Raw genomic sequence first — 26,322 nt, forward strand, 5'->3', positions numbered from 1 at the left:
AGTAGTAGATAAGGGTTTGGCTTTTCCGTGGATAAGCTTATTTTTTCTATAAAAAACAACGACTTACATATGGTCAAGTGATGTGGACCAGTCCGCTTCATGTCTGTACCCAAATTCTTGATAAGTTCAAGTTCCGTTTTTTTATGTGGATAACCTCCAAATACAAGACAAGTTGTTCACAGCTTTATCCAATGCCGCTTTGCCGATTTTTTTCAGGCTTTGGAATCCATGGGCAAAAAAAAGCCCGGAGCAATCCGGGCTAGACGGGTCTGAAAAGACCCGATGTCTCGTGGGTAAAGCCTCTAGGGCTTGCGAGAAGCGTTCATTTTGAGCTTGGCATCGGCAATTTCTGCCTTGATTGGCTCAAGATCAGGTGAGTTTGCTGGCAACACCGTCAGAGCGGTTTGCCAATGGCCAATGGCAGCTGCATAGTTGTTGATCTGGTAGGCCGCCTGGCCGGCCATCATCAAGGCCATCGGGTGCTTGGGGGCGATGGCCAGGGCCTTGTTGAGCAGTTCGGTGGGTTTGCCTTGCAGGCTGTTGCTGCGGGTGGCCAGCAGGTCTGCATATTGGGTCAGTAAATCGGCGTCCGTGTCCATCAGCTTGCCAGTTTTGGCATAGGCGTTGGCGGCTTCATCCATGCGTCCTTGAACCTTGTAAGCGCGTGCCAGGCGTGCCCAGCCTGCCAGGTCGTCCGGGTTGTCTTTCAGGCGTGCGGCCAGTCGGTCAACCATCTGGTTGATCTTTTCAGGCGTCATGCCTTCTGCTGCGGCTGCTGGCACAGGTGGCAGCTTGTTGCTGGCATTGGTATTGGCACCAGCACTTAAGCCGCCTTTTGCGCGGGCATCGTCAATGTTGGCCTGCATTTGTTGCGTATCGGGTGAATCAGGCGGAATCAGGCTCAGCAGCTTTTCCCAGCGCGCGACGGCGCCTTTATAGTCGGCGCGCTGGTAAGCGGCGACACCAGCCATCATCAAGCCCATGGGGTGTTCAGGGTTCAGCCGCAGGGCTTCGTCGATCATTTGCTGCGGTTTGCCATCAAGGTTGTTACCCGCCCGGATGCCGAGCAGTTCGGCATAGTCGACCAGCAGGTCAGGGTCTGCATTCACAATGGCACCGGCTTTTTCAAATGCTTGCTGTGCCTCTTCATACCGGCCGACGACTTTATAGGACCTGGCCAGCATGGCCCAGCCTTTTGGGTTGTCCGGGTTGTCTTTGAGCTTGGCTGCCAAGGTGTCAATCATTTGTTTGATTTGCTGTTCATCCACCGAGGCTTGGGCCATGGGGTTGATGGCAGCAGGTGTGCCCAGTTGCAGGTATATGCCCAAAGCCAGCACCGGCAAACTCAGGCCAACAGTGACAGCCGTGCGTTTGGCGCTCCAGAACCCGGTGGTTTGATGCGCCGGGGTGGCCTCATAACTTTCGGTGTCATCGAGCAGGCGCAGTTGTAACTCATCTCGCGTGGTGTCAAAGTCTTGCTGGCTGATGACCCCCCGGGCCAGATCGGCTTCTAGCGCATGGAGTTGGTCTCGGTGGATGGCTGTATTGAGCTTGTTGCTGGAGATGCCGCCAGATTTGGGTTGACGAAGCAATGGTCGCACGAGCCAAGCCACCACCAGCAGCGTCAAAAGCGCTGCGATACCAATAAATACGTTCATTTGGAAGAATCAGTCTCTTTAAGAAGGGCTTGTGCTTTGGCACGTTGAGCGGCATCGAGCACCGGAGTGTCTTTTTGGTTCTGGTTGCGCCGGATGATGCTCACCAGCAACCAGATGGCAAACACCAACAGCAGCAGTGGCCCAAACCAAAGCAGCCAGGTGGTCGGTTTGACAGGCGGGCGGTACAGCACGAAGTCGCCGTAACGGCTGACCAGATATTCTTTGATTTCAGCGTCTGTTTTGCCAGATTTGATCAAGGTGCGAACTTCACGGCGCAAGTCCATGGCCAGGTCAGCGCGCGAACCGGCCAGTGATTCGTTTTGACAAACCAGGCAGCGCAACTCTTCGGCAATGGTGATCAGGCGCTGTTCAACGACCGGGTCATCAGCCAGCGGCGCAGCTTCATTGGCATGCACACCCAGTGCACATTGCAGTGCGAAAAAGAGAATGATCAAGTGCTTCATTTGTTCAGTTCCTTGACCAGGGGAATCAGTTTGTCGCGCAGGGCTTCTTCAGTGAAAGGGCCAATTTGTTTGTAGCGAATGATGCCGGCCTTGTCGATCAAAAAGCTCTCAGGCACGCCATAGACGCCAAAGTCAATGCCAATGCGGCCATCTCGGTCTGTGACCGCGACGGTGTAGGGGTCGCCATAACGAGCCAGCCATTTCATACCGTCTTCTTCTTTGTCTTTGTAATCCAGGCCAATGATGGGCAACGGGTTGGTTTTGACAAACTCCACCAATAACGGGTGCTCCTGGCGGCAGGCGACACACCAAGAGGCCCAGGTGTTGAGCAACCAGACCTTGCCCAGCATGTCTTTGGCTGCAAAGGTCTGACCCGGTTGGTTCAGTATGGGTGCCGTGAATGTTGGGGCTGGTTTACCGATTAATGGTGAGGGGATCTCGCTTGGGTCACGCGTCAGACCGATGGCCAGAAAGACCAGTAAGACAATAAATATTCCCAAGGGAATCAACGCCTTTTTCATGCCGCAACACCCTTGATGTCATTCATGCCCAGTTTTGCAGCAACTTTTTTACGGTAGCGTTTGTCCATGGCGGCCATGCCGCCGCCAAGCGCCATGAACAGGCAGCCTACCCAGATCCAGGCAACAAACGGCTTGTGGTAGACCCGCATGGCCCAGGCGGGCTTGCCAACGCCATCGAGTTTCTCACCCAATGACACATACACATCACGTGTCAGACTGGTGTCAATGGCCGCTTCTGTCATGGGCATGGTGGATGAAAAATAGGTGCGTTTTTCAGGGTGCAATATGCGCAGCACCCGGTCGCCCTTGATGAGTTCTACCGCGCCACGATCCGCTTTGTAATTGGGACCGGCCACTTCACTGATGCCGGTCAGACGGAAGGTGTAGCCACCCACTTCAACCGTGTCACCGACAGTCATACGCACGTCTTTTTCGGTCTCATACCCTTTGACCATGGTGATGCCGACCACACATACGGCAATGCCGATGTGCGCCACGTGCATGCCCCAATAAGAAATGGGTGTGGATTTCCAGTTGGCGGTGTCTTTGAACTGGCGAACCATTTGCACAAAAGAGGCCAGCACGATCCAGATCGACAAGGTCAAGCCCACAGCCACCAGGGCAGACCACGTGCCAGCGAGCAGCGGCGCGGTGCAACCCAAAAGGACAGAGACGATGGCCACCGGGCGGAGTTTTTTGGTCAGGTCAGCCACCGTGTCGTTTTTCCAGCGGGCATAACTGCCAACCACCATGAAAAACAGCACTGGAATCATGATGGGTGCAAAGACGGCATTGAAGTAGGGTGGGCCCACCGACAGTTTGCCCAGATTCAAGGCGTCGATGATCAAGGGGTAGAGCGTGCCCAACAACACGGCAGCTGCGGCTGTGGTCAGAAGCACGTTGTTCACCAGCAAAAAGGTTTCACGTGACACCAGCGAAAACGAACCGCCAGATCGCACCTTGCCAGAACGCGCTGCGAACAAGATCAAGGAACCGCCCACCACCACGGCCAGAAACATCAAAATGAACACGCCGCGTTTCGGATCGGTGGCAAAGGCGTGCACCGAAGTCAACACGCCCGAGCGCACCAGGAAGGTACCGAGCAAACTCATCGAGAACGCTATCAGGGACAGCATGATGGTCCAGCTTCTGAACAAGCCGCGTTTTTCAGTGACGGCCAGTGAGTGAATCAAGGCGGTGCCAACCAGCCACGGCAGGAAGGACGCGTTTTCAACCGGGTCCCAGAACCACCAGCCGCCCCAGCCAAGTTCGTAATACGCCCACCACGAGCCCATGGCAATGCCAATGGTCAGACAGATCCAGGCGGCAGTGGCCCACGGGCGGGTCCAGCGTGCCCAAGCGGCGTCAAGGCGGCCATTCAGCAATGCAGCAATTGAAAAGGCAAACGGAATGGCCATACCGACATAACCCATGTAGAGCATGGGTGGGTGAAACACCAGCCCCGGGTCTTGCAGCAGGGGATTCAGGTCACGGCCATCGGCCGGGATGTCGCTTAGGCGAACAAACGGGTTGGACGTGAACAGCATGAAGAGCAAGAAGCCCACGGCGATCAAGCCCAGCACACCCAGCACGCGCGACACCATCACGTCTGGCAATTGGCGCGAGAAGATCGACACCGCCATCATCCAGGTGCACAGCATCAGAAGCCACAACAACAGCGAGCCTTCATGGCCGCCCCAGACCGCTGCGATGCGGTACATGTCAGGCAATTGGGTGTTGGAGTGCTGTGCCACGTACAACACTGAAAAGTCGTTGGTGTAGAACGCGTAGGTGAGGCAAAGAAAAGAGAAGCCGGTGAGCAGCCACAAGGCTTGTGCACCGGGCCTGGCCAGTGCCATCCAGTCAGCGCGCCCATTTTGGCCACCTGCCAAACTTAAGGTGCCCAGTGCTGCGGCAACCAGCAGGGCAAGAATCAGTGCGAAATGGCCAAGTTCAGGAATCATGGGGCGTCTCGGTGCGTGGATAGAAGCGGGTTTGCGGTTGGGTGCGAGGGAATGAAAAGACGCGTTACTTCAATGTCTTGTTGGCTTTTTCCAGGGCCGCCTGGTCCATGGCGTGCTGGGCTTCAGGTGGCATGTAGTTTTCATCATGCTTGGCTAACACTTCAGAGGCGGTGAATTTGCCGTCACCCTTGAGTTGGCCTTGTGCCACCACGCCTTTGCCTTCCTTGAATAAATCTGGCAGGATGCCTGTGTAGGTCACGGGCACATCCTTGACGGTGTCGGTCACCACAAACGAAACAGTCAGGTTGTCACGTTTGACGGTGCCTTCCTTGACCATGCCGCCAATGCGAAAGGTACGGTTTTTTGGTGCTTCGCCGGACTCCACTTGGCTGGGGGTAAAGAAAAACACCAGGTTGCTCTGGAAAGCATTCAGGACGAAGTAGGCGGCAATGCCGATGGCGGCCAGGCCACCCACAATCATGGCGGCGCGTTTGTGACGAGGTTTCATGGATTTAGTGAAGTTGAATCAGTGTGTGAGTCGGTTTCGTTCAAAAGGTTTCGCAAGATGTCGCGGCGTTTGGCGCGCACTTGCCAGACCTCGGCAATGACCACCAACGCGGAAATGCCAAAACTCCACCAGACATAAAAGGCGTAGCCGCCCATGTGAAAAAAATCTGCCACGCTAAGCCACTGCATGTTTCACCCAATCTGTATGACGTTCGCGTTCAAGAATGATGTTGCGTACCCGAACCAGTGCGATGGCAATGGTGTACATCCAGAACGCCAGCACCATGATCAGCATGCCGGCCAGCATGGGTGTGGCCATACTGGCGCCCTTCATGGAGACTGATGCACCTTGGTGCAGGGTGTTCCACCACTTAACCGAGAAGTAAATGATGGGCACATTCACCGCGCCCACCAGTGCCAGCACCGCACAGGCCTTGTCGGCGCGGCGTGGGTCGTCAATGCTGGACTGCAAGGCCAGAAAGCCCAGGTACAAGAACAGCAAGATCAGCTCGGACGTGAGCCTTGCGTCCCAGACCCACCAGGCACCCCACATCGGTTTACCCCAAAACGCACCTGTTACCAGGGACAAGAACGCGAACAGCGCCCCGGTAGGCGCCAACGCCGAGGCCATCATGCCAGAGAGCCGCGTGTTGAATGCCAGGCCAAAGCCCGCCCAGCCTGCCATGACCAGGTAAATGAACATTGACATTTGAGAGGCTGGCACGTGCACAAAAATGATGCGGTAGCCCTGGCCTTGCTGGGCGTCGATGGGCGCGACGAAAAATGAAATCCAGAGCCCAACCAAGGTGAGCACCGCCGCGAACGCGGCAAACCAGGGCCACATGCGGCCCGCAAGATAGTAGAAGTTTTGCGGTGACGCAAACTTGAACCAATGAATCACACGTGTTTTCATTCCAACGAAATCCTCAAGGCGGCCGCTGTGGCCAAAGGTGAGAAAAAGAGCGACAGCACCAACAGGGCGGCCAACAGCGACAGGTGCCCGCCAATGCCCAAGCCAGCGGCATCGGCTTCAACCGCACCAGCGCCAAAGATTAGCACCGGAATATAAAGCGGCAGGATCAATAAAGACAGCAAAACCCCTGCACCGCGTACGCCTAAGGTGAGTGCGGCGCCAATGCTGCCAATCAGACTTAAGGTAGGCGTACCCAGCAACAGGCTCAGCATCAAAATGCCCAGTGCCCTGCCATCCAGACCAAATTGCAGGCCAAGTACCGGTGCAACCAGCACCAGGGGTAAGCCCGAAAGTAAAAAATGGGCCAGGGCTTTGGCCAGCACCAGCAAGCCCAGCGGCGTGCCTGAAAGTGCCATTTGTTCAAGTGAGCCATCGGCATAGTCGGTGGCAAACATGCGCTGCAGTGACAGCATGGCAGCCAGCAGGGCACTGACCCACAACACACCCGGCGCCATGCGCAGCAGTAAATTGGATTCGGCACCCACTCCCAGCGGAAACAGGCTGGCAATCACCATGAAGAAAATCAGCGGTGTCAGCACCTCGCCTTTTTGTCGCATGCCCAGCGAGATCTCACGCTTGAGCACGGCCAGCATGACCTGGCTGGTGCCAAGGGTTTGAATGGATGTGCTCATGCTGCCGCCTGTAACTCTAACAATTGGGCAGGTTTGTCGCCAATCGGCACCCGTTGGTGGCTGGTGAGCACAGCCAGGCCACCTTGAGCCAAGTGCCTGGCAATCAAATCTGCCAACATGTGAATGCCACCTTCGTCCATGGCCACATAGGGCTCGTCCAACACCCACAGGCGCGCGGGGCTGAGCGCCAGACGCGACAGGGCGACACGTCGTTTTTGGCCTTGCGACAAATGCCGCACCAATTGCTTGCTGCGCCCGCGCAGGCCAAAACGCGTCAACACGTCCTGGCGTTGCAGCTGGCTCGGCGCCAAACCACCCAGGGCTGCGGTGAAGCTCAGGTTTTCATCGACCGTCATGGATTCTTGCAGCGCGTTCAGGTGCCCGAGGTAACACAGGTCCTGACGATAGGCTTCCGGCTGTTTTTGAATCGGGGTTTGGTTCCACAAAATGCTGCCTTCATCAACAGAGGCCAAGCCACACACCATGCGGAGCAAACTTGTTTTGCCAACTCCGTTGGCGCCGGTCACATAAAGCCATTGGCCAGCCGCCAGCTCGCAGTTCACATCTTTAAAAAGCTGACGCCCACCCTTGGTGCAGCCAAGTTTGGAAAAAGACAGGGTGGGGGTGGTTTCCAAGGGCAGTGCGTTCGCAGAGACAAAAGTCAGATTATCTACGGCACGGCCCTGTGCCATGCTTAAGGCGGGATTAACGCGTCATCAGCACTTTTTGATACAGGCCGCCGAAGTAAGTCTGCTTCTCGATGTGGGCCGGCGTGATGTCGGCGGGTAACCAGTCGGCAATTTCACCACGCCACAGGTCCATGGCAAACGGTTCCAGCGTGGTCAGGATCGGCACCATGATGTAGCGAAACGGGCTGCTGGCTTTGGGTCGGTGGTAATCGACAAACACGATTTTGCCGCCCGGTTTGGTGACGCGCAGCGCCTCGGCAATGGTCTGGCGGCGTACCTCGGCGGGTTGCTCGTGAAGCAGGAAAAACACCACCACGGTGTCCAGGCTGGCATCGGCAAACTGCAGGGCTGTGGAGTCTTGCTGCAAGACGCTCACCTGGGGATGTGGCCCCAGTTTGTTGTGCATGTTGGTGATCTGCACCGGCGCGATGTCAATCACGCTCAAATGTGCATCGGGTGCCAGGCGGCGCACCACATGTTCGGTGAAATTGCCGTAAACGCAGGCCACCTGCAGCACTTGGCCGTGGATGACCTCGCCCATGTCCTGCAGCGCCAAGTCGCGTAGCTTTGCGAAATTGCCCCACAAAATCAGGTTGACCAGCCACTGTCGCTCGAACACGCGTACCGCATTGGGGTGCGTGTAGGCCCACCAGTAGGTTTTTTCGAGGTATTCAGGTACGGCTAGCGCGGGGACGAGACTGGCGCTGCGGGCAGCCAAAGAGGCGTCGCTTGTGACGACGCTGGTTTTGTCAAAAATCATGGGTGCTTTGGTGGGTAGGCGAGCTGCCAATAGAGCAGTTGCATAAAACAGCGGCTCAATCCTAACCGAAATCAAAAAAAGCGCGCGATTGCCCCGCTTTGTTCCTGGGGTCAGAGGTAGCTATTTGAGCAAACCTTCAGCGCGCAAAGCGTCCTGTACCGCCGGACGTGCAGCGACACGGGCCATGAACGCGTTTAAATTGGCTATGCCGGAGATGTCCACGTCCACATGTTTGCCCCAACCGGCCACCACAAAAAGGTAGGCATCGGCCACAGTGAAATGGTCACCCATCAGATAAACCTTTCCGGCCAGTTCCCCATCTACCCAGTTCAAGCGCGACATCAGGCGGGTTTTGACGATTTCTTTGGCCTCAGCGGGCATGCCTGGTGTGAACAGGGGTGAGAAACCGCCTTTGTGTAGCTCTGTGCTGATGGTGTTGAGCCACTCTTGCAGTTTGTAACGCTCCCAGCTGCCGTTGGCCGGTGCCAATTGCTTGTCGGGCGCCTGGTCAGCGATGTATTGCACGATGGCCGGGCCTTCGCGCAACTGGCGTCCGTCATCCAGCACCAGCAGCGGTACATAGCCCAGTGGGTTGATGGTGTAGTAGTCGGTGCCATCGGGCAGCTTGTGGGTCTTGGTGGGCGCGGCAATGGCTTCAAAGGCCAGGCCAGATTCTTTGAGCACGATGTGGGGCGACAGCGAGCAGGCGCCAGGGGAGTAGTAAAGCTTCATGAATATCCTGTGAAAGTGTGTGTCAGGCCGACGTGGTTTGGCAAGCCATAAGGATGCTAACGCTTGCGTCCCATCCGTGTCGGCGTGGGTTTATCGCACATTTATATAGTTTATAGGCCTCCAGCCCTTTACCAATAAGCGCTAGTAGCTACTAGATTTATAGCTTGCTTCAAGCTGAAGGCGGGTACGGAACCTGTCAGGGCTGGAGCCGTTTGGTTGCCCACAGCACCTGGCTGACCACCGAGCGCACACTCTCTGTGTGTTTGTCGCTCTGGAGTTGGCCATCGGCGTCAAACGCGCTGCCAGCTTGGCCCAGCGCAAACTGCTGCGGGGCCACCCAGCATTGCAAATTGCTCAGCAGGGGGCTGAGGTGCTCCAGTGAGCGCAAGCCACCTAGGCCGCCTGGCGATGCGGCCAACAGGCCCACCACTTTGCCAGCAAAGGGTTTGGTACCTTGGCCCCAGGTGGCATCGCCTTTGACCGGGCTGGAAGCCCAGTCGATGGTGTTTTTCAGCAGGGCGGTGTAGCTGCCGTTGTATTCGGGTGAGCAGATGATCCAGCCGGGGTGGTCAAACATGAGTTGCTTCAGGCGAATCACATCGGGCGGGGTGCCTTGGGCCTCCAGGTCGGCGTTGTACATTGGAATGTCCAGGCTGGAGAGTTCGAGCAGTGTGACTTTTGCACCGGCGTCTTCAGCGAGCTTGGCGGCCACTTTGGCCAGTTGGCGGTTGAAAGACTGGGCCCGGGTGCTGCCGGCAAAGATCAGAATGTTCATGGGGAGTGCGCCGTAGAGGGTTTATTTGCGCAGTACGCGCGCCACTGGGTTGTGGCGCAGGCGGAAGGCGTCAGGCATGCCTGAACCCAGCAAGGGGCGCAGGTACATGCGAAAGGCATCGGTGACATCGGTGCCGCTGGCGGAAATGAACTCGTCTTCCATGGTGCGCGTCTTGCCGGCCACGTCGCCCAGCGGCAGCAACTCGTAATCCACCGAATAAAAGCCGGTGCGTTTGATGGCCACCGAGCCGTCGCGTCCACCCCACATGGCAAATTGCACGGCCTTTTCACCCACTTCACGGGCTTCACGCTGGTCCACGTCAGACACACAACCAATGAACGAGCGCTGCAGGTAGCCAAAGGTGTCACCGCGCACGCGCTTGATTTTCAGCTTGGCCTTGATCTCTTCGCACAGCAAATCGGCCAGCGCGCCGTTGCCTGAGAGTTGCACATTGCCATGGGCGTCGTGTTCCATTTCTTTGGCCAGCAGAGCGGTGATGGGTGTGCCGCTGGCATCGTGAATGCCCTCGGACACGGCAATCACACAGCGGCCATAACGCTCGTAAGTGGCTTTCACATCGGCCAAAAATTTGTTCAGGTCAAACACACGCTCGGGCAGGTAAATCAGGTGCGGGCCGTCGTCTGGAAACTTTTTACCCAAGGCAGATGCCGCCGTCAAAAAGCCGGCATGGCGACCCATCACCACGCCCACATAGACGCCGGGCAGTGCGGCGTTGTCCAGGTTGGCACCGGCAAAAGCTTGTGCCACGAAGCGGGCGGCGGATGGGAAACCGGGCGTGTGGTCGTTGCCCACCAGGTCGTTGTCGATGGTCTTGGGAATGTGAATGCAGCGTAGGTCGTAACTGGCGGCTTGCGCTTCTTCGCTGACGATGCGCACCGTGTCGCTGGAATCGTTGCCGCCAATGTAGAAAAAGTGGCCAATCTTGTGCGCCTGCAACACCTTGAAAATTTCGTGACAGTAAGCGGCGTCTGGTTTGTCGCGGGTTGAGCCCAGCGCGCTTGAGGGCGTGTTGGCCACCAATTCCAGGTTGTGGCTGGTTTCCTGGGTCAGGTCTACAAAGTTTTCATCGACGATGCCGCGCACGCCGTGCAGGGCGCCATAGATGTGACCGATCTGCCCGAAGCGGCGCGCTTCCAGCGCCACGCCCACGAGCGATTGGTTAATGACAGCGGTGGGGCCGCCACCCTGGGCGACAAGTATTTTTCCGGAGGCCATGAGTGTGTGTCCTGTTTGATGAGTGAAAAATGGTGGATGAATTGTGCCTTTGATGTAGCGCCATTTCCGGCGACAAGGCCCGTAGCAGCAGCTTTTTGGCTGCCCCGGTAAAATTACCCTCCTGATTGCACACCCCTGGCGAGCTGTTCTTGCCCCGCCATTTACCGATTGACCACCATGCTTTATCCACAACATTTCGACGTGATCGTCGTTGGCGGCGGCCATGCCGGCACTGAGGCAGCGCTGGCCGCCGCCCGCATGGGTTGCAAAACCTTGCTGCTGAGCCACAACATTGAAACCTTGGGGCAAATGAGCTGCAACCCGTCGATTGGCGGCATCGGCAAAGGCCATCTGGTCAAGGAGGTCGATGCGCTCGGTGGTGCCATGGCGGCAGCTACCGATGAGGGCGGCATCCAGTTTCGCATTCTCAATTCTTCAAAAGGTCCGGCGGTGCGTGCCACCCGCGCCCAGGCCGATCGCATTTTGTACAAGGCAGCCATTCGCCGCCGACTGGAAAACCAGCCCAATCTATGGCTTTTTCAGCAAGCCGTGGATGACCTGATGGTTGAAGGCGACCGCGTGGTGGGGGCGGTGACGCAGGTCGGCATTCGGTTCAGTGGCAGCACGGTGGTGTTGACGGCCGGCACTTTTTTGGATGGCAAGATCCATGTGGGCATGAACAACTACGCGGCCGGGCGCGCTGGTGACCCGCCTGCGGTGTCATTGAGCGCACGCTTGAAAGAATTGAAGTTGCCGCAAGGTCGCCTTAAAACTGGCACGCCACCGCGCCTGGATGGCCGGTCGATCGACTTCAGTAAGTGCACCGAGCAGCCCGGCGACGGCATGCCCGGTGGCATGAGTCCGGTGGTGCCTGTGTTCAGCTTCATGGGCCGACCCGAGCAGCACCCTCAGCAAATGTCGTGTTGGATCACCCACACCAACGAGCGCACCCACGACATCATTCGCAGCGGGTTCGACCGTAGCCCGATGTTCACCGGCAAGATTGAAGGCATTGGCCCGCGTTATTGCCCGAGCGTGGAAGACAAGATCAATCGCTTTGCCGACAAAGACAGCCACCAGATTTTTCTGGAACCAGAAGGCTTGACCACCCACGAGTACTACCCCAATGGCATCAGCACCAGCTTGCCGTTTGACATTCAGTACGCGCTGGTGCGTTCCATGCCGGGGCTGGAAAACGCGCATATTTTGCGGCCTGGTTACGCCATCGAATACGACTACTTTGACCCGACCCAACTCAAAAACAGCTTCGAAACCAAGGTCATCAACGGCTTGTTTTTTGCCGGTCAGATCAACGGCACCACCGGTTATGAGGAGGCGGCTGCCCAAGGCTTATTTGCCGGCATTAACGCGGCGCTTCAGGTGAGGGCTGCGGGTGGTGGCAACGCAGCAGCCAGTGCCGCTGGTGCTATCTCGTTTGCCGGAGACACCTGGCTGCCAGCGCGCGACCAGGCTTACCTGGGTGTGCTGGTAGATGACCTGATCACCCAAGGCGTGACTGAGCCTTACCGCATGTTCACCAGCCGGGCTGAGTTCCGGCTGCAACTGCGTGAAGACAATGCCGATGCCCGCCTGACGGAAGTAGGGCGGCAACTGGGCTTGGTTGATGATGCCCGTTGGACGGCATTCAACCAGAAACGCGACGCTGTTTCACGTGAAACAGAACGCTTGCGCAGCATTTGGGTGAGCCCCAAAAACCTGGACATTGCTGAGGCGGAGCGGGTCCTTGGCAAAGCCATTGACCATGAATACAACCTAGCCGAATTGCTGCGCCGACCGGATGTGAACTACGAGTCCTTGATGTCTTTGAACGGTGGCAAATACGCCACGGCTGAATTGCCGGTGGGTGTTTCACGTGAAACAGGTGTGCTGTCACCAGCCGCGGCGCTGGCCGCTTCGGTGATTGAGCAGGTTGAAATTGCTTCCAAATATTCGGGCTATATCACCCGCCAGAAAGACGATGTGGTGCGAGCCGCCCATTATGAAAACCTGCGGCTGCCGCAAGACCTGGATTACCTGCAAGTGACGGCCTTAAGCATTGAGGCGCGGCAAAAGTTGAACCGCCACAAGCCCGAGACCTTGGGCCAGGCCTCGCGCATCTCTGGCATCACACCGGCGAGTATTTCGCTGCTGACCATTCACCTGAAGAAAACCAAGTTCAAGGGGTTCGAGCGTGCGGTGTCTGAAAGTGCAGGGGTCTGATGCAAACGCTCGAACCCAAACTGCGCGCCGGGTTGGCAGAACTAGACCTGGCTTTGAGTGACGCGCAAGTGGCAGCATTGCTGTCCTATTTGGCACTGATCCAGAAGTGGACCAAGGTCTATAACCTGACGGCGGTGCGAGACCCTGACGAAATGCTCACGCACCATTTGCTCGACAGCTTAGCGGTGATTGCGCCGCTGCGCCGCCAGTTGGCGAGCCTGTCTTCAGATGCAAGTGTGGCGCCGCGTTTGCTGGATGTGGGCTCTGGTGCCGGCTTGCCCGGAGTGGTGATTGCCCTTTGTTGCCCGGACGTTCGGGTGGATTGTGTCGACACGGTCGGTAAGAAGGCGGCGTTTATTCAACAGGCGGCCGTCACGCTCAAGCTGCCCAATCTGCGCGGCGTGCATGCCCGGGTTGAGCAGTTGACCGACAAATACCAGGTGGTCAGTTCGCGGGCCTTTGCCTCGTTGCTGGACTTTACCAACTGGTCACGCCAGGCATTGGCGGAGCAGGGTGTGTGGATGGCGATGAAGGGCAAGCATCCTGCTGAAGAGTTGGCGGCGTTGCCGGCGGACGTTGATGTGTTTCACGTGGAACAACTTGTGGTGCCGGGCTTGGGGGCTGAGCGGTGTTTGCTTTGGCTGCGGCTCGCGGGGAGTCTGCGGGTTTAGTTATCTGGGTTCTGGCCTGGATCTGGATGCCTGCCGGTAACCTTGGTTTTTTCAATGTTGCAGTTAGCGAATGTTGAGGTTTGGCCCCACTCTCTCCCCAACCCTTTCTCGCCCCGCCGGGCGAGAAAGGGAGCTTAACAGCCGTATTTGGCCAACGCTTTTTACGGATGACGTGCAAGGCGTTTGGCCAACAAGAATTTTCAGGTGTTGCGCATTCTGCATGCGTAAGTACATAGTGGGCGCGATGAAGGTTTGTTGAGGCCCGACCCTGAAAGCGCTAACCGCCAACATTCAACACCACATCTCTTTGAATGCCACCCTTGGCCGTCGCTGCACCCCATGTCAAAACAAGGTGCTTTACTACCGACCACTCTCAATATCACTTTCCAAAGAGGGCCGGCAAACCCGCCGCCTACAAGCCAGACTGGCTGGTACGTCTCATCTAAAAACACGCGACCAAATACGGCTGTTAGCTCCCTTTCTCGCCCGGCGGGGCGAGAAAGGGTTGGGGTGAGAGTGGGGGAAAGCCACGGCGTTGCCAAACCAAGCGCCCAAAGTCCGACCAAATAAGGCTTTCAAACAAGAGAGGGCCCAGACCTCTGGCGCAGCCAAAATTCAACGCGTTTCTGCCCAATTACACTAACGCCCATGTTTCACGTGAAACAAGCCCCTAACCCTCCGAAAAAGTAAGCACCTCATGGCCAAAATCTTCTGCATCGCCAACCAAAAGGGCGGCGTGGGTAAAACCACCACCACGGTCAATTTGGCTGCAGGTTTGGCCAAGGCGGGGCAGCGGGTGTTGATGGTTGACCTGGACCCGCAGGGCAACGCCACCATGGGTTCGGGCGTGGACAAACGCAAACTCGCGCTCACCGTGTATGACGTGTTGCTGGAATCAGCCTCAGTGGCCGAGGCCCGCGTGCAAAGCAGCAAGTTGGTGGATGCCGGTTGCAGTTATGACATTTTGGGTGCCAACCGCGAACTGGCTGGGGCTGAGGTTGAGATGGTTGAACTGGAGCGCCGTGAAAAGCGCCTTAAAACCGCGCTGGCCCAGGTCGATGCCGATTACGACTTTGTCCTGATTGACTGCCCGCCCAGCCTGTCGATGCTCACGCTCAATGGCCTGTGCTGCGCCAATGGCGTGATCGTGCCGATGCAGTGCGAATACTTTGCGCTCGAAGGTCTGGCTGATTTGGTCAACACCATCAAGCAAGTGCACGCCAACCTCAACAAAGACCTGGCCATCATCGGCCTGCTGCGTGTGATGTTTGACCCACGCATCACCTTGCAGCAGCAGGTGAGCGAGCAACTCAAGGCGCGTTTCGCCGACAAGGTGTTCAACACCGTGATTCCGCGTAATGTGCGCCTGGCGGAGGCGCCCAGCTACGGTGTGCCGGGCGTGGTGTTTGACCCCGCCAGCAAGGGTGCGCAGGCGTTTGTGGCGTTTGCCAAAGAGATGGTTGACCGCATTTAAAAAATAATGCCAAATTGGCCTCTGGCCCCCGTGTTACCTGCGCTAACAGCTACTTAATTCATAGACATGAAATCTCAGAACGTGCTCATCTTGCCGGGCTGGCAAGGCTCTGGCCCACAGCACTGGCAAAGCCTGTGGCAGGCCCGGCAAGGGTTTCAGCGGGTTGACCAGCATGACTGGCTGCGCCCGTTGCGCGGTGACTGGATTGCCCGTCTGGAAGACGTGGTGCTGTCTACGACTGAGCCCGTGGTGCTGGTGGCGCACAGCCTGGGCTGCGTGCTGGTGGCGGCATGGGCATCACACAGTCGCAACGCCCACCGTGTCAAAGCTGCGCTGCTGGTGGCCCCCGGTGATGTTGAACGTGAGGCGTTGCGCCCGGTGCTGACCAGTTGGTCACCGATCCCGCTGCAGCCCTTGCCGTTCAAAAGCACGCTGGTCGCCAGCCAAGACGACCCTTACTGCAGCTTTGAGCGCGCGCAATTTTTTGCCGCCGCCTGGGGCTCGGTGCTGGTCGATGCCGGTGCTGCGGGGCACATCAATGCGGATTCTGGCCTGGGTGACTGGGCGCAGGGGCAGGCACTGCTGAATGAACTGATTCAAGGTTAATTGGGAGAAAAGTCATGGTCACAAAAAAACTCAAAGGCTTGGGCCGCGGTCTGGAAGCCTTGTTAGGCCCCACGGTGGATGAGTCGCTCGGGCTGGACGGCAGCCCCGCCAACCCAGCCAACAGCGGCGTGCCTTCCTCGTTGTTGCTGACCGACATGGTGGCTGGGCAATATCAGCCGCGCACCCGCATGGACGAGGGTGCGTTGTACGAGCTGGCCGAATCCATCAAGGTGCAAGGCATCATGCAGCCGATTCTGGTGCGCCGTTTAAGCGAAGCCGATTCTGAACTCAAGCGTGCACAACAGTCGCCAGACTTCACCAGCGGCACCAGTGGCGGTGGCGCGGTGCGCCCGGTTTATGAAATCATTGCTGGCGAGCGGCGCTTTCGTGCCGCCAAATTGGCTGGCCTGGACAGCGTGCCCGTGCTGGTGCGCGACGTGCCCAACGAGGCTGCTGCGGCCATGGCGCTCATTGAAAACATCCAGCGCGAAGACCTCAACCCGCTGGAAGAAGCGCAAGGCGTGCAGCGCCTGATCAAGGAATTTGGCCTCACGCACGAGAGCGCAGCCCAGGCGGTAGGGCGTTCGCGCAGTGCCACCAGTAACCTGCTGCGCCTGCTGAACCTGGCCGAGCCGGTACAAACCATGCTGATGGCCGGTGACGTCGACATGGGCCATGCGCGTGCGCTGCTCAGTCTGGACCGGGCCACGCAAATCACCGCTGCCAACCAGATCGCCGCCAAAAAAATGTCGGTGCGCGAGGCTGAGAGCCTGGTGAAAAAGCTCAGCGCCGAGTTTTCATTGGTGGCCTCCAAACCCAAAAAAGACAAGTCGGGGGACATGAAGCGGGTCGAAGAAGAACTCTCAGACCTGCTCATGGCCCAAGTGGAAGTGCGGGTGAAAAAACGTGCCAAACGCCACGGGCGCATGGAAGAAATGGGTGAGCTCAGCATCCAGTTTGGCTCGCTCGACGAGCTCAACGGCCTGATCGACAAGCTGCGTGGCGCGGTCGTTCGCTGACGCGTTGTTGACTCGAGCCGCTCCGACTTCGCCAGATGCCTCTGAAACTGCGCTGGCCACTGCCTGCCGTGCTGGTCTGGGGCGCAGCTTGGGCCTTGTATGTCGGGCTGCCGCGTTGGGGCATCGACGCCAATCTGGCGCTTGGCGCGGCCAGTGCCTCAGGCATTGCAGCCAGCTTGGCTGGCGACACCTGGTGGCGGCGGTTGATGATCGGGCTGGGCTTCCCGCTGTCACTGCTGCTGACCCAGGCGGCCACCTTGCCGGCTTGGACCTGGCTGCTGCCTTTGCTGGTGCTGCTGTTGATTTACCCCATCAATGCCTGGCGTGACGCGCCCTTGTTTCCCACACCAAAAAATGCATTAAAAGACCTTGCAGCCCTTTTACCTATTGCGCAAGGCGCTACTATTTTGGATGCGGGTTGTGGCTTGGGCGATGGCTTGAAAGCCTTGCGCAACGTGTACCCAAACGCTCAACTCAGCGGCATTGAATGGAGTTGGCCGCTGCGCGCGCTATGTGCCTTGCGCTGCCCGTGGGCGCGCGTGCGCCAGGGCGACATCTGGGCGGCCGATTGGTCGGGCTATGACATGGTTTACCTGTTTCAGCGCCCTGAGAGCATGCCGCGTGCCGTGGCCAAAGCGCGCGCAGAACTCAAGGCCGGCGCGTATTTGGTGAGCCTTGAGTTCGAAGCGCTGGCGCTCAAGCCATTTGCCGTGTTGAACCCGGCCCAGGGCAAACCCGTTTGGGTTTACCGCCTGCCATTGACAGACAAGGAGGGCTAATGATGGGAGTTTCCGCCAAATGGATGCCATGGCTGCTGCTGTCCATTGCCATCGTCACCGAGGTGCTGGCCACCTCATCCCTCAAGGCTTCTGACGGCTTCACCCGCTTGTGGCCATCGATTGGTGCGGCCTGTGGTTATGCGGTTTCGCTGTATTGCCTGTCGCTCACCCAGCGCTCCATTCCAGTGGGCGTGGTTTACGCCATCTGGTCGGGCGTGGGCATTGTGCTGATCTCACTGGTAAGCTGGTGGCTATTTGACCAAGCCTTGAGCCCCGCCGCCTGGCTGGGCATTGGCCTGATCGTGTTGGGCGTGCTGGTACTCAACGTGTGGGCCTGACGTGCACACCACGGCATCGCCGGGTAAGCGCGCTGCAGTGGGCTCAAGACCCTCGGCTTAATCCAGCGCCAGGGCAACGCCAGCTTTGGTGATGACCTTCTGGTTGGAATAGTCACTGCGGGCCGGGCGGCTGATGCTGCCTTTGGCCTTGACATAGTCCACAAAGCTTTGCGTGTAGAGCAAATAGGTGTTCACATACTTGCCAGCCTTGTAGATCTGGCCCAGCGTGGTGTAGCCGTCTTGCCCGGCCGCGATGAAGTCGTTGGTGGCCAGAATGTAGGTTTTGGCGGGCTCAATGGCGCTCCAGGTGCCGCTGGTTTTGCTGCGTACTTGCACATTGCTCAGACGCTGCCCTTTGGCCTTGCTCATGTCCACATCCCAGCGCAAACCCGCCGCATAGGGGTAGGGGCCGGTGTTGCCGTTGTCCACCACGTTCGAAACCGCATCTTCCAGGGCAGCAACCACTTGAGTGCCACTGATGTCAAGCTCGACGATCACATTGGTGAACGGCAGCACGGTGAACGCGGTGTTCATGCTCAGCGCACCCGCTGCCACCGACACCCGCACGCCACCGCCGTTTTGCAATGCAAAGTCCGAGCGTTTGGCCTGGTACAAGAAGGCGTCGGCCACCACTTGCGAGATGTCACTGCCACGCGCCAGCGTGTTTGCGGTGGCGCAAGCGGCAATGCCGCCGCTGCGGTTGTCGGTGGTGTCACCGGGCACACGCACCAGGCACAAGTCAACCGCGCTGGTGCCAATCAGCTGCGCTTTGGCTTGTACGACTTTGTCGCTGAAACTGGCCAGCACCTGTGTGGCGTTGGTATCAGGCGTGACCACCTTGACCGCCGACTGCTGGGCCAGTTTGCCGATCAGCGTGGCTTTGTCCGCATCGGCCATGGCTTGCCAAGTGGTCTTGCCGTCTGTTCCCACCACTTGACGCTTGAAGTTGTCACCCAGCACCAGCGATGCCTGACCGCCACATTGGCTGACCGCGCCCGTTGTGTTGAACTTGACGTTCATCAGGCCAAAGGCCTTGGTGTATTCCCAGGCCTGACCGATGCACACAGTGGCGCCGTCCTTGTTATTGACCAGCGTGGGGTAGCTGCCGCCGCTGCTCAGGCCCTGGGCAGAAAAGTCTCCCAACAAGGTGTGCGAGTCGCCGTCGATGATCACATCCAGGTCGGTGAGTTTGGCCGCCAGCGCCTTGTCGTTGTCAAAACCAAAATGGCTCAACAGCACAATGTGGCGAATGCCTTTGGCCTTGAGCTCATCAATGGCTTTCTGCGTGGCGGTGGCTTCGTCGAGGAACTGGGTGGTGGCCAGGGGGCGTGATGAATTGCTGGTTTTGGCGCCCGTGGCCAAGCCAATGATGCCCACCGGCACGCCGTCAATCGTCTTCACGGTGTAGGGCTTGAGGTAGATCTTGCCGGAGCTCGGGGCCAGTGGCGTGCCGAGTTGCGGCAGCACATTGGCGCTCAGGGTCGGGGTGGGCGTGGCGCAAGTGCCCTTGGCCAATTCGTCCAGAAAGCTGGCCGTGACGGCGTCACCATCGTCAAACTCATGGTTGCCCAGCGTGAAGGCATCAAAGCAGATTGTGTTCATCATTTGCGCATCGGCAGCGCCCTTGAAAAACGTGTAGTAAAGCGACCCGGTGATGGCATCACCCGCATGCAGTTTGAGTAAATTGGGGGTGCTGGCCAGCGATTTGAACAGCGCTGTCTGGCGGGCAAAGCCGCCAATGTCCACCTGGGTGTCGATGCCGTCGAGTTTGAGCTGGAACGCCCCTGTTGCATCCAGGTTCGAGTGGTGGTCGTTGATGTGCGCAATGTTGAGCTCGATTGCCTTGAAGCTGGGTGGGGCCAGGGTGTCGCTGCCACCACAGGCAGACAGCATCAGGCCAAACATGGCGGCGGTACTTGTGCCCAAAAGGCTGCGTTTGAAAGTGTTGAGTTGCATGGCTAAGTTGGGTGAAGTTGAAGATCGTGTGGCCTTGGGTGCTGCCCTGAAGCAGCGCCATGGGTCCTTAGTTGGTGTGCTTGACCACCACCGGGTCAATCTGGAACAGGTTGGGGTTGGCCGGATTCACCGTGACCTTGACCCAATGCAAGGATGGGCTGCCAAAGGTGCCCAGGCGGGTGAAGTTCAGCAGGGGATTGAGTGGCCGGTACAGTGGTTTGTCCACCATGAACACGTGCATGTCGCCATGCACAAACAGCACCTGGCCGTTGAAACGCTCGGTCTCTTGGGTCACGGCAGTCATGAAGGCACGGTAGCCGCTCACCTCGGGTGCCAGGCTTTCATCCACCTCCTCGGTTTCTGGCACGTCAAAGCCAGGTTCGCCCTGGACCACCAGCACGACGCCTTTGGCCTGGCTGTCGCGGGCCTTGGCAAAGGTATCTTTCAGCCAGGTGATGTTGGCCGTGTCACGCGCCTGGAACTCGGCCACGGCTTTGTCGCAGTCGGCTGGCGTGCGCTTGCTCTTGTCGGTGCATTGCTTGGGTGTGGCAATGTGGTTGTTGTTGCTGCCGGGCACATTGAAGCCGGCAAACATGACCGGGCCGTAAGAGAAGCGGGTGTTTTCCACATAGGCTTCTCCTGGCTTGCCCTGATGTTCCAGCGGCAGCGTCGTTTGGCCGAGCGAGCGGGTGCTGGGGAACATCACCTTGCGGATGTGCGCCAGGCGCTCCAGCGGGTCCATGTTGCCATTGTTGGTGCGGTGGCAGTCGGTCCATTCGTTGTCTCCGGGCACATACACCACGGGCTTTTTCATGGTGTTGAGCATGGTCAGCGCATCGGTGTAGATGTCATTGGTGCACTGCGAGCTACCGTCCTTGATGTCGCCGTCATACAGCGAAAACGCAATGTCTGAGGCGTTGATGCTTTGCAGCACAGCGGGCAGCTTGGGTTGGTCACCCGCTTTTTTGTAAGGCATGTCACCCCACAGGCCGAAGCTGTAGCCGCTAGCAGCGGGCGCGTGCTCGGTGCCCTGTCCCCCGATGTTGGCACAAGCGGTCAAGGTCAGTGCCAGGCAGGCGCCCGTGGCGGCGCGGTAAACGGAAGACGATTTCATTGATTGAATCCTTTGGAGGTCGAGACAAGCCAATGAGCGTAGGCCTGCAGGGTGACAAGACCGTGACAACCCTGTGACAAACCAGCGACAGGCTGCACCGCGCGGACCAGGGCGATTTGTCACATCAGTTTCACACCGGTGACTTACCCTGAAGAAGAAATCTGGCTGAACCCGTGCAGTCAATGCCACCCAGACCCTCAAGACCACCATGCCACTTACCCTTCACGTCTCCTCTCCACCCAAGCTGCACAGCGTGCCGGTGTTGTCACCCGTTCGACTCTATTCAGCGCACGCGCCGACGCAGCAGCTGGTCCTTGACAGCACCATTGGCCAGATCATCGCCCAGCGCCGGCTTTATCCCTTGTTTCAGCCCATTGCCATGCTGACCGATGGTTCGGTGTATGCCCATGAGGCCTTGATTCGCGGGCCGGACGCAGGCGGTCTTTACACGCCGGATGCCTTGTTTGCGCAAGCCAGTGAAGAGGCATTGAATTTTGAGTTGGAAGTAGCCTGCCTGGTGGTGATCTTGCAGCGCTGGGGTGAGCTGAAGCAGCGCGGGCGCCTGTTTGTCAACATCAGCGCACAGTCGCTGATACGTTTGATCAAAGAGGGCGGACTGCAGCCTGTGATGCGCCTGCTTCGTCGCTGGGGCATCGCTAGCCGCCAACTGGTGCTGGAGATCACTGAACATGAACGCGTGCTGGACATGCCGGCGCTGGTTGAGGCGGCCAAAGCCGTGCGCCAGCTCGGTATCCAGATTGCCCTTGACGATTTTGGTGATGGTCGCTCCAGCTTGCGGCTTTGGTCAGAGGTGCGCCCCGAGGTGGTCAAGATCGACAAGTACTTCACCAAAAACCTCAGCACCCACACCGACAAGGTGAAAACCATCCAGGCCCTGCAAAAAATTGCCGACATTTTTGACGCAGAACTGGTCGCCGAAGGCATTGAAACAGCCGATGACTTGCGCCTGCTGCGCGACCTGGGCATCACCTATGGCCAAGGCTACCTACTGGCGCGCCCCGGTGACACACCCCGCACGGCGGTGCAACCAGAGGCCGTTGCGGTGGTGGTCAATCGCCAGGTGGCGGTTTACCCCGAGGTCAGGCAAGGCGCGCAGGCCAACATCTTTGACCGTTTGACGATCATGCAGGCGCCCACCATAGAGGCCAGTACCCACAACGACCAGGTGGCCGAGCTATTTTTAAAATATCCGCACCTGCATGCGTTGCCCATGGTGGTGGGCGATCGCCCCATTGGCATCATCAACCGGGTGAACTTTCTGAACTACTACAGCAAGCTTTACTACCGTGAGTTGTGGGGCAGCAAGCCCTGTCTGCAATGGGCCAACATGCAGCCGCGCCTGATTGAAAACAAGCACAACATTGACGACCTGCTGGGCATCCTGACCTCAGATGACCAGCGCTACCTGAATGACGGATTCATCGTGGTCGAAAACGGCCGCTACCGCGGCCTGTGCCGGGGTGACCAGATCGTCAAGTCAGTCACTGAGACGCGTATTGAAGCGGCGCGCCACGCCAATCCGCTCACGTTTTTGCCTGGCAACATCCCCATCACCGAGCACATTGACCGCATGCTGGCGCGCGGCACCGAGTTTGTGGTGGGCTACCTTGACTTGAACCACTTCAAGTCGTTCAACGACCGGTACGGCTACTGGCGTGGCGATGAAATGATTCGCCTGGTGGCCAAAGTGGCCTCCGGTCACATTGAAGAGCGCCGCGATTTTCTGGGCCATGTGGGTGGCGACGATTTCATCGTGGTCTTTCAAAGCGCCAATTGGGCGGACCACTGCCACCACATGATCGAAGAATTCAACGCCCAAGCCGCCATGCTGTTTGATGAAGCTGATCGCCTGGAGGGGGGCATCGAGGCCGAAGACCGGCAAGGCTTCATGCAGGTCTTCCCTTTGACAACCCTGTCCATCGGTGCCGTTCAGGTGCGCCCGGGGTGCTTCAAAAATGCAGAGCAAGTGGCCAACGCCGCCGCTGCTGCCAAGCATGCGGCTAAAAAATCACACGGTGGTTTTGCCATGAATGAGCACCATGGCGCGCGCCTGTCCGTATGATAAATATATAGATTTATAGCCTCTAGAGCTTATGAATAAAGCGTAAGCAGCTACCATAAGCATAGCATTCTGGTCGCCAGCCAGTGTGGCTGGAGCCGTGGGCCGGTGAAGGGCAGGCAGGCCTTGCAAGGCCTACCGACGTGCTTCAGATGGGCCCAGTCACATGGCTGGCAGGAACAACATCACGCGCTGTAACTGAGCGTCGCGCTGGCATCAACGGCATAGCTGCGTGACTTGACGGTGCTGACGAAGTGCCAGGTGGCAGTGGCCTGTGCGGGCGTGAAGCGCATCAGCATGAAGCCACGGCGTGAGGTGTCGGCATATTTCAGGTCGTTCACCACACCCAGAAAAATGGCCTTGGACTGGTCGGGGGTCAGGGTGGGCAGGTATTCCTCAAAACCCGGCGAGCTGATGCTGCTGGTGGCAAATTCATGGCCAACCACGCTGCCATCCATCAGGGTCAGTTGGCTGGCCCAGGCGTTGTGGGTGTCACCCGCCAGCACCACCAGCTTCTTGCCCAGTTGTTTGGCCGTGGTCAGCACAATTTCCCGTTCCACTGGGTAGCCATCCCAGGCGTCCAGGTTGTAGCCAAGCAGCGGATTCACGGCCGGGTTGAGCAAGGCTTTTTGAGTGTCGGTCAGCAGCTCAGGGGCCTGTGCCGCCGTCGCTTTGGCCGTCAAATAATCATTGATGGCTTTTTGACCAGCTGCAACGGCATCGGCACTGGTGTTGTCAGGGTTGAGCGCAGTGAGCACACTCACCGGGAATGCCATGCGGGCCATCAGCACCTGTTGCCCCAGCACCTGCCAAGTCGCTTTGGATGCCGCCAGTTGACCTTGCAGCCAGCCCAGCTGTTCGGCGCCCATCATGCTGCGGGTGGGGGATGCCAGCGTGGTCATGGCGCTGCTGGCCGTGGCAGGGTTCATCAGATCGGTGAACGTGATCTGTTTGTCGCGGCCAATCAGGCGGGTTTCCAGCATGTGCATGGCGGCGAGCCCGCCAAAGTCAAAGCTGCGGTAAATCTTGAGCAGGTTGCTGGCGTCAGGCGTGCGGACCGGCATCCACTCGTGCCAGGCCTGAACGGCGGCGTTGCGGCGGTCAGTGAAGCGGCCTTCTGCGCCTTCGGTGTGGTTCTCGGCACCGTCCTTGAATGTGTCATTGGCCACCTCATGGTCGTCCCATACGGCAATCACTGGTAGCGTGGCATGAAAATTTTTGCTGTCGGGGTCAGAGCGGTACTGGGCATAACGCTTGCGGTAGTCGCTCAGTGTCAGGCATTCTGTGGCGGGCTGTGATAGCCGGCCAAGTTTTGCTGCATCTGCACTGGCATACCCATCTGCAGCGTATTCGTAAATGAAGTCACCCAGATGCACCGCGTATTTGGCGTCGCTCTTGGCAGCTTCGGCGTAGGCATGAAAGTAACCCGCTGGGTAGTTGCTGCACGTCAGCACGGCCAACGCCAGGCTGGCGGCACCTGCGGCTGGCAGGGTGCGGGTTTTGCCCACGGGCGAGCTGTGCTGGCCCCAGCGGAAGCGAAAGTAGTAGTCTTTGCCCGCGCTCAGGCCTTTGGCATCGACCTTGACCGTGTGACCGGTGGCTGCTGTGGCGCTGGCGTTGCCTGAAGCGGTGATCGTTGTGAAGGCGGCATCACTGGCCACTTCCCAGGCCATGGGCACATCGGCGCTCAAGCCAGCAAATTGGGCGTGCGTCCACAACATCACTCGGTCAGCCAAGGGGTCGCCGCTGGCGATGCCAAAAGCAAAATCGGGCGGTGTGGCGTCGTCGCTGCCGCCACAAGCACTCAGGCCAAAGCTGGTCATGCCCACCGCAGCAAAGCCGCCCAAGGCAACTCTCAGCACATGCCGACGTGGCACAGCGGTGCTGGCGGCCTCATGGCTGAATGGGGTCAAGGCATTTTTCGATGGCACAGCGCTGTCGTCAGAAGAACGGTTCATGGATCACTCCAGTTGGAAGGAGTTTTAATTTAGCGTGCTTGTGTGACGCGCCCGTGACCCAGTGCACGATCTCCAGTCGCCCATCGTGGTGCTCGACCAGTGCCGAGCAGCTTTCAACCCAGTCACCATCGTTGCAATACAGCACACCGTTGATGTCGCGTATTTCGGCGCGATGAATGTGGCCGCACACCACGCCGTCATGGCCTGCCCGCTGGGCGGCGCGTGCCACGGCTTCCTCAAAATCGTTCACGTACATCACGGCTTTTTTTACCTTGAACTTCAGGTAGGCCGACAGCGACCAATAAGGCAAACCCATCCGGGCACGCCAATGGGTCAAATGCCGGTTCAGCCGCAGAGTGAACTCATAAAGGTTGTCGCCCAGGTAGGCCAGCCACTTGGCGCACTGAATGACACCGTCGAATTGGTCGCCATGAATCACCCACAGGCGTTTGCCCTGGGCGGTGGTGTGCACCGCCTCTGCGGCCACTTCGATGCCACCAAATTGGTGGCCCAGAAACTGCCTGGCAAACTCGTCATGGTTGCCGGGAATGAAGGTGATCTTGCACCCCTTGCGCGCCTGGCGCAGCAGCTTTTGAATCACCACGTTGTGTGATTCGGGCCAAAACCAGCGCCGCTTGAGCTGCCAGCCATCAATGATGTCGCCCACCAGGTACAGGTGGTGGCAGGAACAGACCTTGAGAAAATCAAGCAGCACCTCGGCCTGGCAGCCGGCGGTGCCCAGGTGCAGGTCAGAAATAAAGACCGCCCGGTACTTGGCCTCCGGCTGGCGCGTGTGCGCGTGTGTGGGAGCCTCGCTGTCACTGGCAATGAAGGTGTTGAATAACGCGCGCATGGGTATTCTCCTGTGGCGGTGGCTGACCTGCACCAGCTCACGATGGTCAATGCCTTGCATGACACGGGTGTGTCGAAACCATGTCAGTGATTTGACGAACCAAGCAAATAGCGATGCCAAGTCACTCGGTTCACATGCCATCAAAAAATCAAAACATATAGCTGCTTGCGCTTTATCAATAAGGGCTAGAGCCTCATTTGGTATAAAAAAGCAGACAACTCGTGTGCGGTGGAGTTGTTTGGTCTGAATTGCCCTCCTGTCACAACCGTGTCACATAACTGCAATACGCTATTGAATTCATTTTTGGCTGGCCACAGGCCTGCCGCCACTTTAGTAACCCTCG

At 58.2% G+C, this 26,322-nt stretch carries 25 protein-coding genes; 8 read left to right on the forward strand and 17 right to left on the reverse strand.

The window, feature by feature from the left end:
- Nucleotides 1-302 precede the first annotated feature (302 nt).
- From ccmI to PHQ58_RS14590, 13 genes are all read right to left on the reverse strand, one after another.
- A complete protein-coding gene (gene ccmI / locus PHQ58_RS14530) occupies nt 303-1,658 on the reverse strand; it encodes a c-type cytochrome biogenesis protein CcmI (protein WP_300112122.1) in 1,356 nt (451 codons plus the stop codon).
- Nucleotides 1,655-2,122: a cytochrome c-type biogenesis protein gene (locus PHQ58_RS14535; protein ID WP_300112124.1), complete on the reverse strand. Its 468-nt coding sequence runs from the start codon at nt 2,120-2,122 to the stop codon at nt 1,655-1,657. Before PHQ58_RS14535 ends, ccmI begins: the two co-directional genes overlap by 4 nt.
- Nucleotides 2,119-2,643, reverse strand: coding sequence for a DsbE family thiol:disulfide interchange protein (locus PHQ58_RS14540; protein ID WP_300112126.1), 525 nt, complete (start codon nt 2,641-2,643; stop codon nt 2,119-2,121). Before PHQ58_RS14540 ends, PHQ58_RS14535 begins: the two co-directional genes overlap by 4 nt.
- Nucleotides 2,640-4,607: a heme lyase CcmF/NrfE family subunit gene (locus PHQ58_RS14545; RefSeq protein WP_300112128.1), complete on the reverse strand. Its 1,968-nt coding sequence runs from the start codon at nt 4,605-4,607 to the stop codon at nt 2,640-2,642. The genes PHQ58_RS14540 and PHQ58_RS14545 overlap by 4 nt, the downstream gene beginning before the upstream one ends.
- A 64-nt stretch (nt 4,608-4,671) precedes the next feature.
- Nucleotides 4,672-5,115 (reverse strand): cytochrome c maturation protein CcmE, encoded by a 444-nt coding sequence (ccmE, locus tag PHQ58_RS14550; protein WP_300112129.1) that lies wholly within the window; start codon nt 5,113-5,115, stop codon nt 4,672-4,674.
- A complete protein-coding gene (gene ccmD / locus PHQ58_RS14555; protein WP_300112130.1) occupies nt 5,112-5,303 on the reverse strand; it encodes a heme exporter protein CcmD in 192 nt (63 codons plus the stop codon). Before ccmD ends, ccmE begins: the two co-directional genes overlap by 4 nt.
- The gene (gene ccmC, locus PHQ58_RS14560; protein ID WP_300112131.1) at nt 5,290-6,027 is read right to left on the reverse strand and encodes a heme ABC transporter permease CcmC; all 738 of its coding nucleotides are present in this window, start codon (nt 6,025-6,027) and stop codon (nt 5,290-5,292) included. The genes ccmD and ccmC overlap by 14 nt, the downstream gene beginning before the upstream one ends.
- On the reverse strand, nt 6,024-6,719 hold the full coding sequence (ccmB, locus tag PHQ58_RS14565; protein WP_300112132.1) for a heme exporter protein CcmB: 696 nt from the start codon (nt 6,717-6,719) through the stop codon (nt 6,024-6,026). The genes ccmC and ccmB overlap by 4 nt, the downstream gene beginning before the upstream one ends.
- Nucleotides 6,716-7,354, reverse strand: coding sequence for a cytochrome c biogenesis heme-transporting ATPase CcmA (gene ccmA, locus PHQ58_RS14570; protein WP_300112134.1), 639 nt, complete (start codon nt 7,352-7,354; stop codon nt 6,716-6,718). The genes ccmB and ccmA overlap by 4 nt, the downstream gene beginning before the upstream one ends.
- A 70-nt stretch (nt 7,355-7,424) precedes the next feature.
- Nucleotides 7,425-8,168: a rhodoquinone biosynthesis methyltransferase RquA gene (gene rquA / locus PHQ58_RS14575; protein WP_300112136.1), complete on the reverse strand. Its 744-nt coding sequence runs from the start codon at nt 8,166-8,168 to the stop codon at nt 7,425-7,427.
- 120 nt (nt 8,169-8,288) lie between these two features.
- Nucleotides 8,289-8,900 carry a glutathione transferase GstA gene (gene gstA / locus PHQ58_RS14580; protein ID WP_300112138.1) on the reverse strand — a complete coding sequence of 204 codons (612 nt, stop codon included), beginning with the start codon at nt 8,898-8,900 and terminating at the stop codon, nt 8,289-8,291.
- Between the two features lie 196 nt (nt 8,901-9,096).
- The gene (locus PHQ58_RS14585) at nt 9,097-9,675 is read right to left on the reverse strand and encodes an NADPH-dependent FMN reductase (RefSeq protein ID WP_300112140.1); all 579 of its coding nucleotides are present in this window, start codon (nt 9,673-9,675) and stop codon (nt 9,097-9,099) included.
- A gap of 21 nt (nt 9,676-9,696) precedes the next feature.
- On the reverse strand, nt 9,697-10,911 hold the full coding sequence (locus PHQ58_RS14590) for a 6-phosphofructokinase (RefSeq protein WP_300112142.1): 1,215 nt from the start codon (nt 10,909-10,911) through the stop codon (nt 9,697-9,699).
- 177 nt (nt 10,912-11,088) lie between these two features.
- On the opposite strand from PHQ58_RS14590, the gene mnmG reads away from it, so the two are divergent.
- The 7 genes from mnmG (at nt 11,089) to PHQ58_RS14625 (ending at nt 18,018) form a co-directional block, all read left to right on the forward strand.
- Nucleotides 11,089-13,131 (forward strand): tRNA uridine-5-carboxymethylaminomethyl(34) synthesis enzyme MnmG, encoded by a 2,043-nt coding sequence (gene mnmG, locus PHQ58_RS14595; protein WP_300112144.1) that lies wholly within the window; start codon nt 11,089-11,091, stop codon nt 13,129-13,131.
- Complete coding sequence (gene rsmG / locus PHQ58_RS14600; RefSeq protein WP_300112146.1) at nt 13,131-13,802, forward strand: 16S rRNA (guanine(527)-N(7))-methyltransferase RsmG; 672 nt, start codon at nt 13,131-13,133, stop codon at nt 13,800-13,802. Before mnmG ends, rsmG begins: the two co-directional genes overlap by 1 nt.
- Before the next feature lie 697 nt (nt 13,803-14,499).
- Nucleotides 14,500-15,276 (forward strand): ParA family protein, encoded by a 777-nt coding sequence (locus PHQ58_RS14605; protein WP_300112148.1) that lies wholly within the window; start codon nt 14,500-14,502, stop codon nt 15,274-15,276.
- A 66-nt stretch (nt 15,277-15,342) separates the two neighbouring features.
- Entirely contained in the window at nt 15,343-15,882 is a 540-nt protein-coding gene (locus PHQ58_RS14610; protein ID WP_300112150.1) for an alpha/beta fold hydrolase, read from the forward strand.
- Between the two features lie 14 nt (nt 15,883-15,896).
- Entirely contained in the window at nt 15,897-16,901 is a 1,005-nt protein-coding gene (locus PHQ58_RS14615) for a ParB/RepB/Spo0J family partition protein (RefSeq protein ID WP_300112152.1), read from the forward strand.
- Between the two features lie 35 nt (nt 16,902-16,936).
- Complete coding sequence (locus PHQ58_RS14620; protein ID WP_300112154.1) at nt 16,937-17,680, forward strand: trans-aconitate 2-methyltransferase; 744 nt, start codon at nt 16,937-16,939, stop codon at nt 17,678-17,680.
- Nucleotides 17,681-17,703: 23 nt separating this feature from the next.
- Nucleotides 17,704-18,018: a multidrug efflux SMR transporter gene (locus tag PHQ58_RS14625; protein WP_300112204.1), complete on the forward strand. Its 315-nt coding sequence runs from the start codon at nt 17,704-17,706 to the stop codon at nt 18,016-18,018.
- A 57-nt stretch (nt 18,019-18,075) separates the two neighbouring features.
- On the opposite strand, the gene PHQ58_RS14630 is transcribed toward PHQ58_RS14625, so the two are convergent.
- Together PHQ58_RS14630 and PHQ58_RS14635 are read right to left on the reverse strand one after the other, a co-directional pair.
- The gene (locus PHQ58_RS14630; RefSeq protein WP_300112156.1) at nt 18,076-19,974 is read right to left on the reverse strand and encodes a 5'-nucleotidase C-terminal domain-containing protein; all 1,899 of its coding nucleotides are present in this window, start codon (nt 19,972-19,974) and stop codon (nt 18,076-18,078) included.
- 67 nt (nt 19,975-20,041) lie between these two features.
- Nucleotides 20,042-21,088, reverse strand: coding sequence for a hypothetical protein (locus PHQ58_RS14635; RefSeq protein ID WP_300112158.1), 1,047 nt, complete (start codon nt 21,086-21,088; stop codon nt 20,042-20,044).
- A 208-nt stretch (nt 21,089-21,296) separates the two neighbouring features.
- Between PHQ58_RS14635 and PHQ58_RS14640 the strand changes: the two genes are divergently transcribed.
- Nucleotides 21,297-23,171, forward strand: coding sequence for an EAL domain-containing protein (locus PHQ58_RS14640; RefSeq protein ID WP_300112159.1), 1,875 nt, complete (start codon nt 21,297-21,299; stop codon nt 23,169-23,171).
- Between the two features lie 182 nt (nt 23,172-23,353).
- Here the strand turns inward: PHQ58_RS14640 and PHQ58_RS14645 are convergent, their stop codons facing one another.
- The gene (locus PHQ58_RS14645) at nt 23,354-25,126 is read right to left on the reverse strand and encodes an alkaline phosphatase D family protein (protein ID WP_300112161.1); all 1,773 of its coding nucleotides are present in this window, start codon (nt 25,124-25,126) and stop codon (nt 23,354-23,356) included.
- Complete coding sequence (locus tag PHQ58_RS14650) at nt 25,110-25,979, reverse strand: UDP-2,3-diacylglucosamine diphosphatase (RefSeq protein ID WP_300112163.1); 870 nt, start codon at nt 25,977-25,979, stop codon at nt 25,110-25,112. The genes PHQ58_RS14645 and PHQ58_RS14650 overlap by 17 nt, the downstream gene beginning before the upstream one ends.
- Nucleotides 25,980-26,322 lie beyond the last annotated feature (343 nt).

It is taken from the genome of Rhodoferax sp. (genome assembly GCF_028688795.1).
Lineage (GTDB): Bacteria > Pseudomonadota > Gammaproteobacteria > Burkholderiales > Burkholderiaceae_C > Rhodoferax.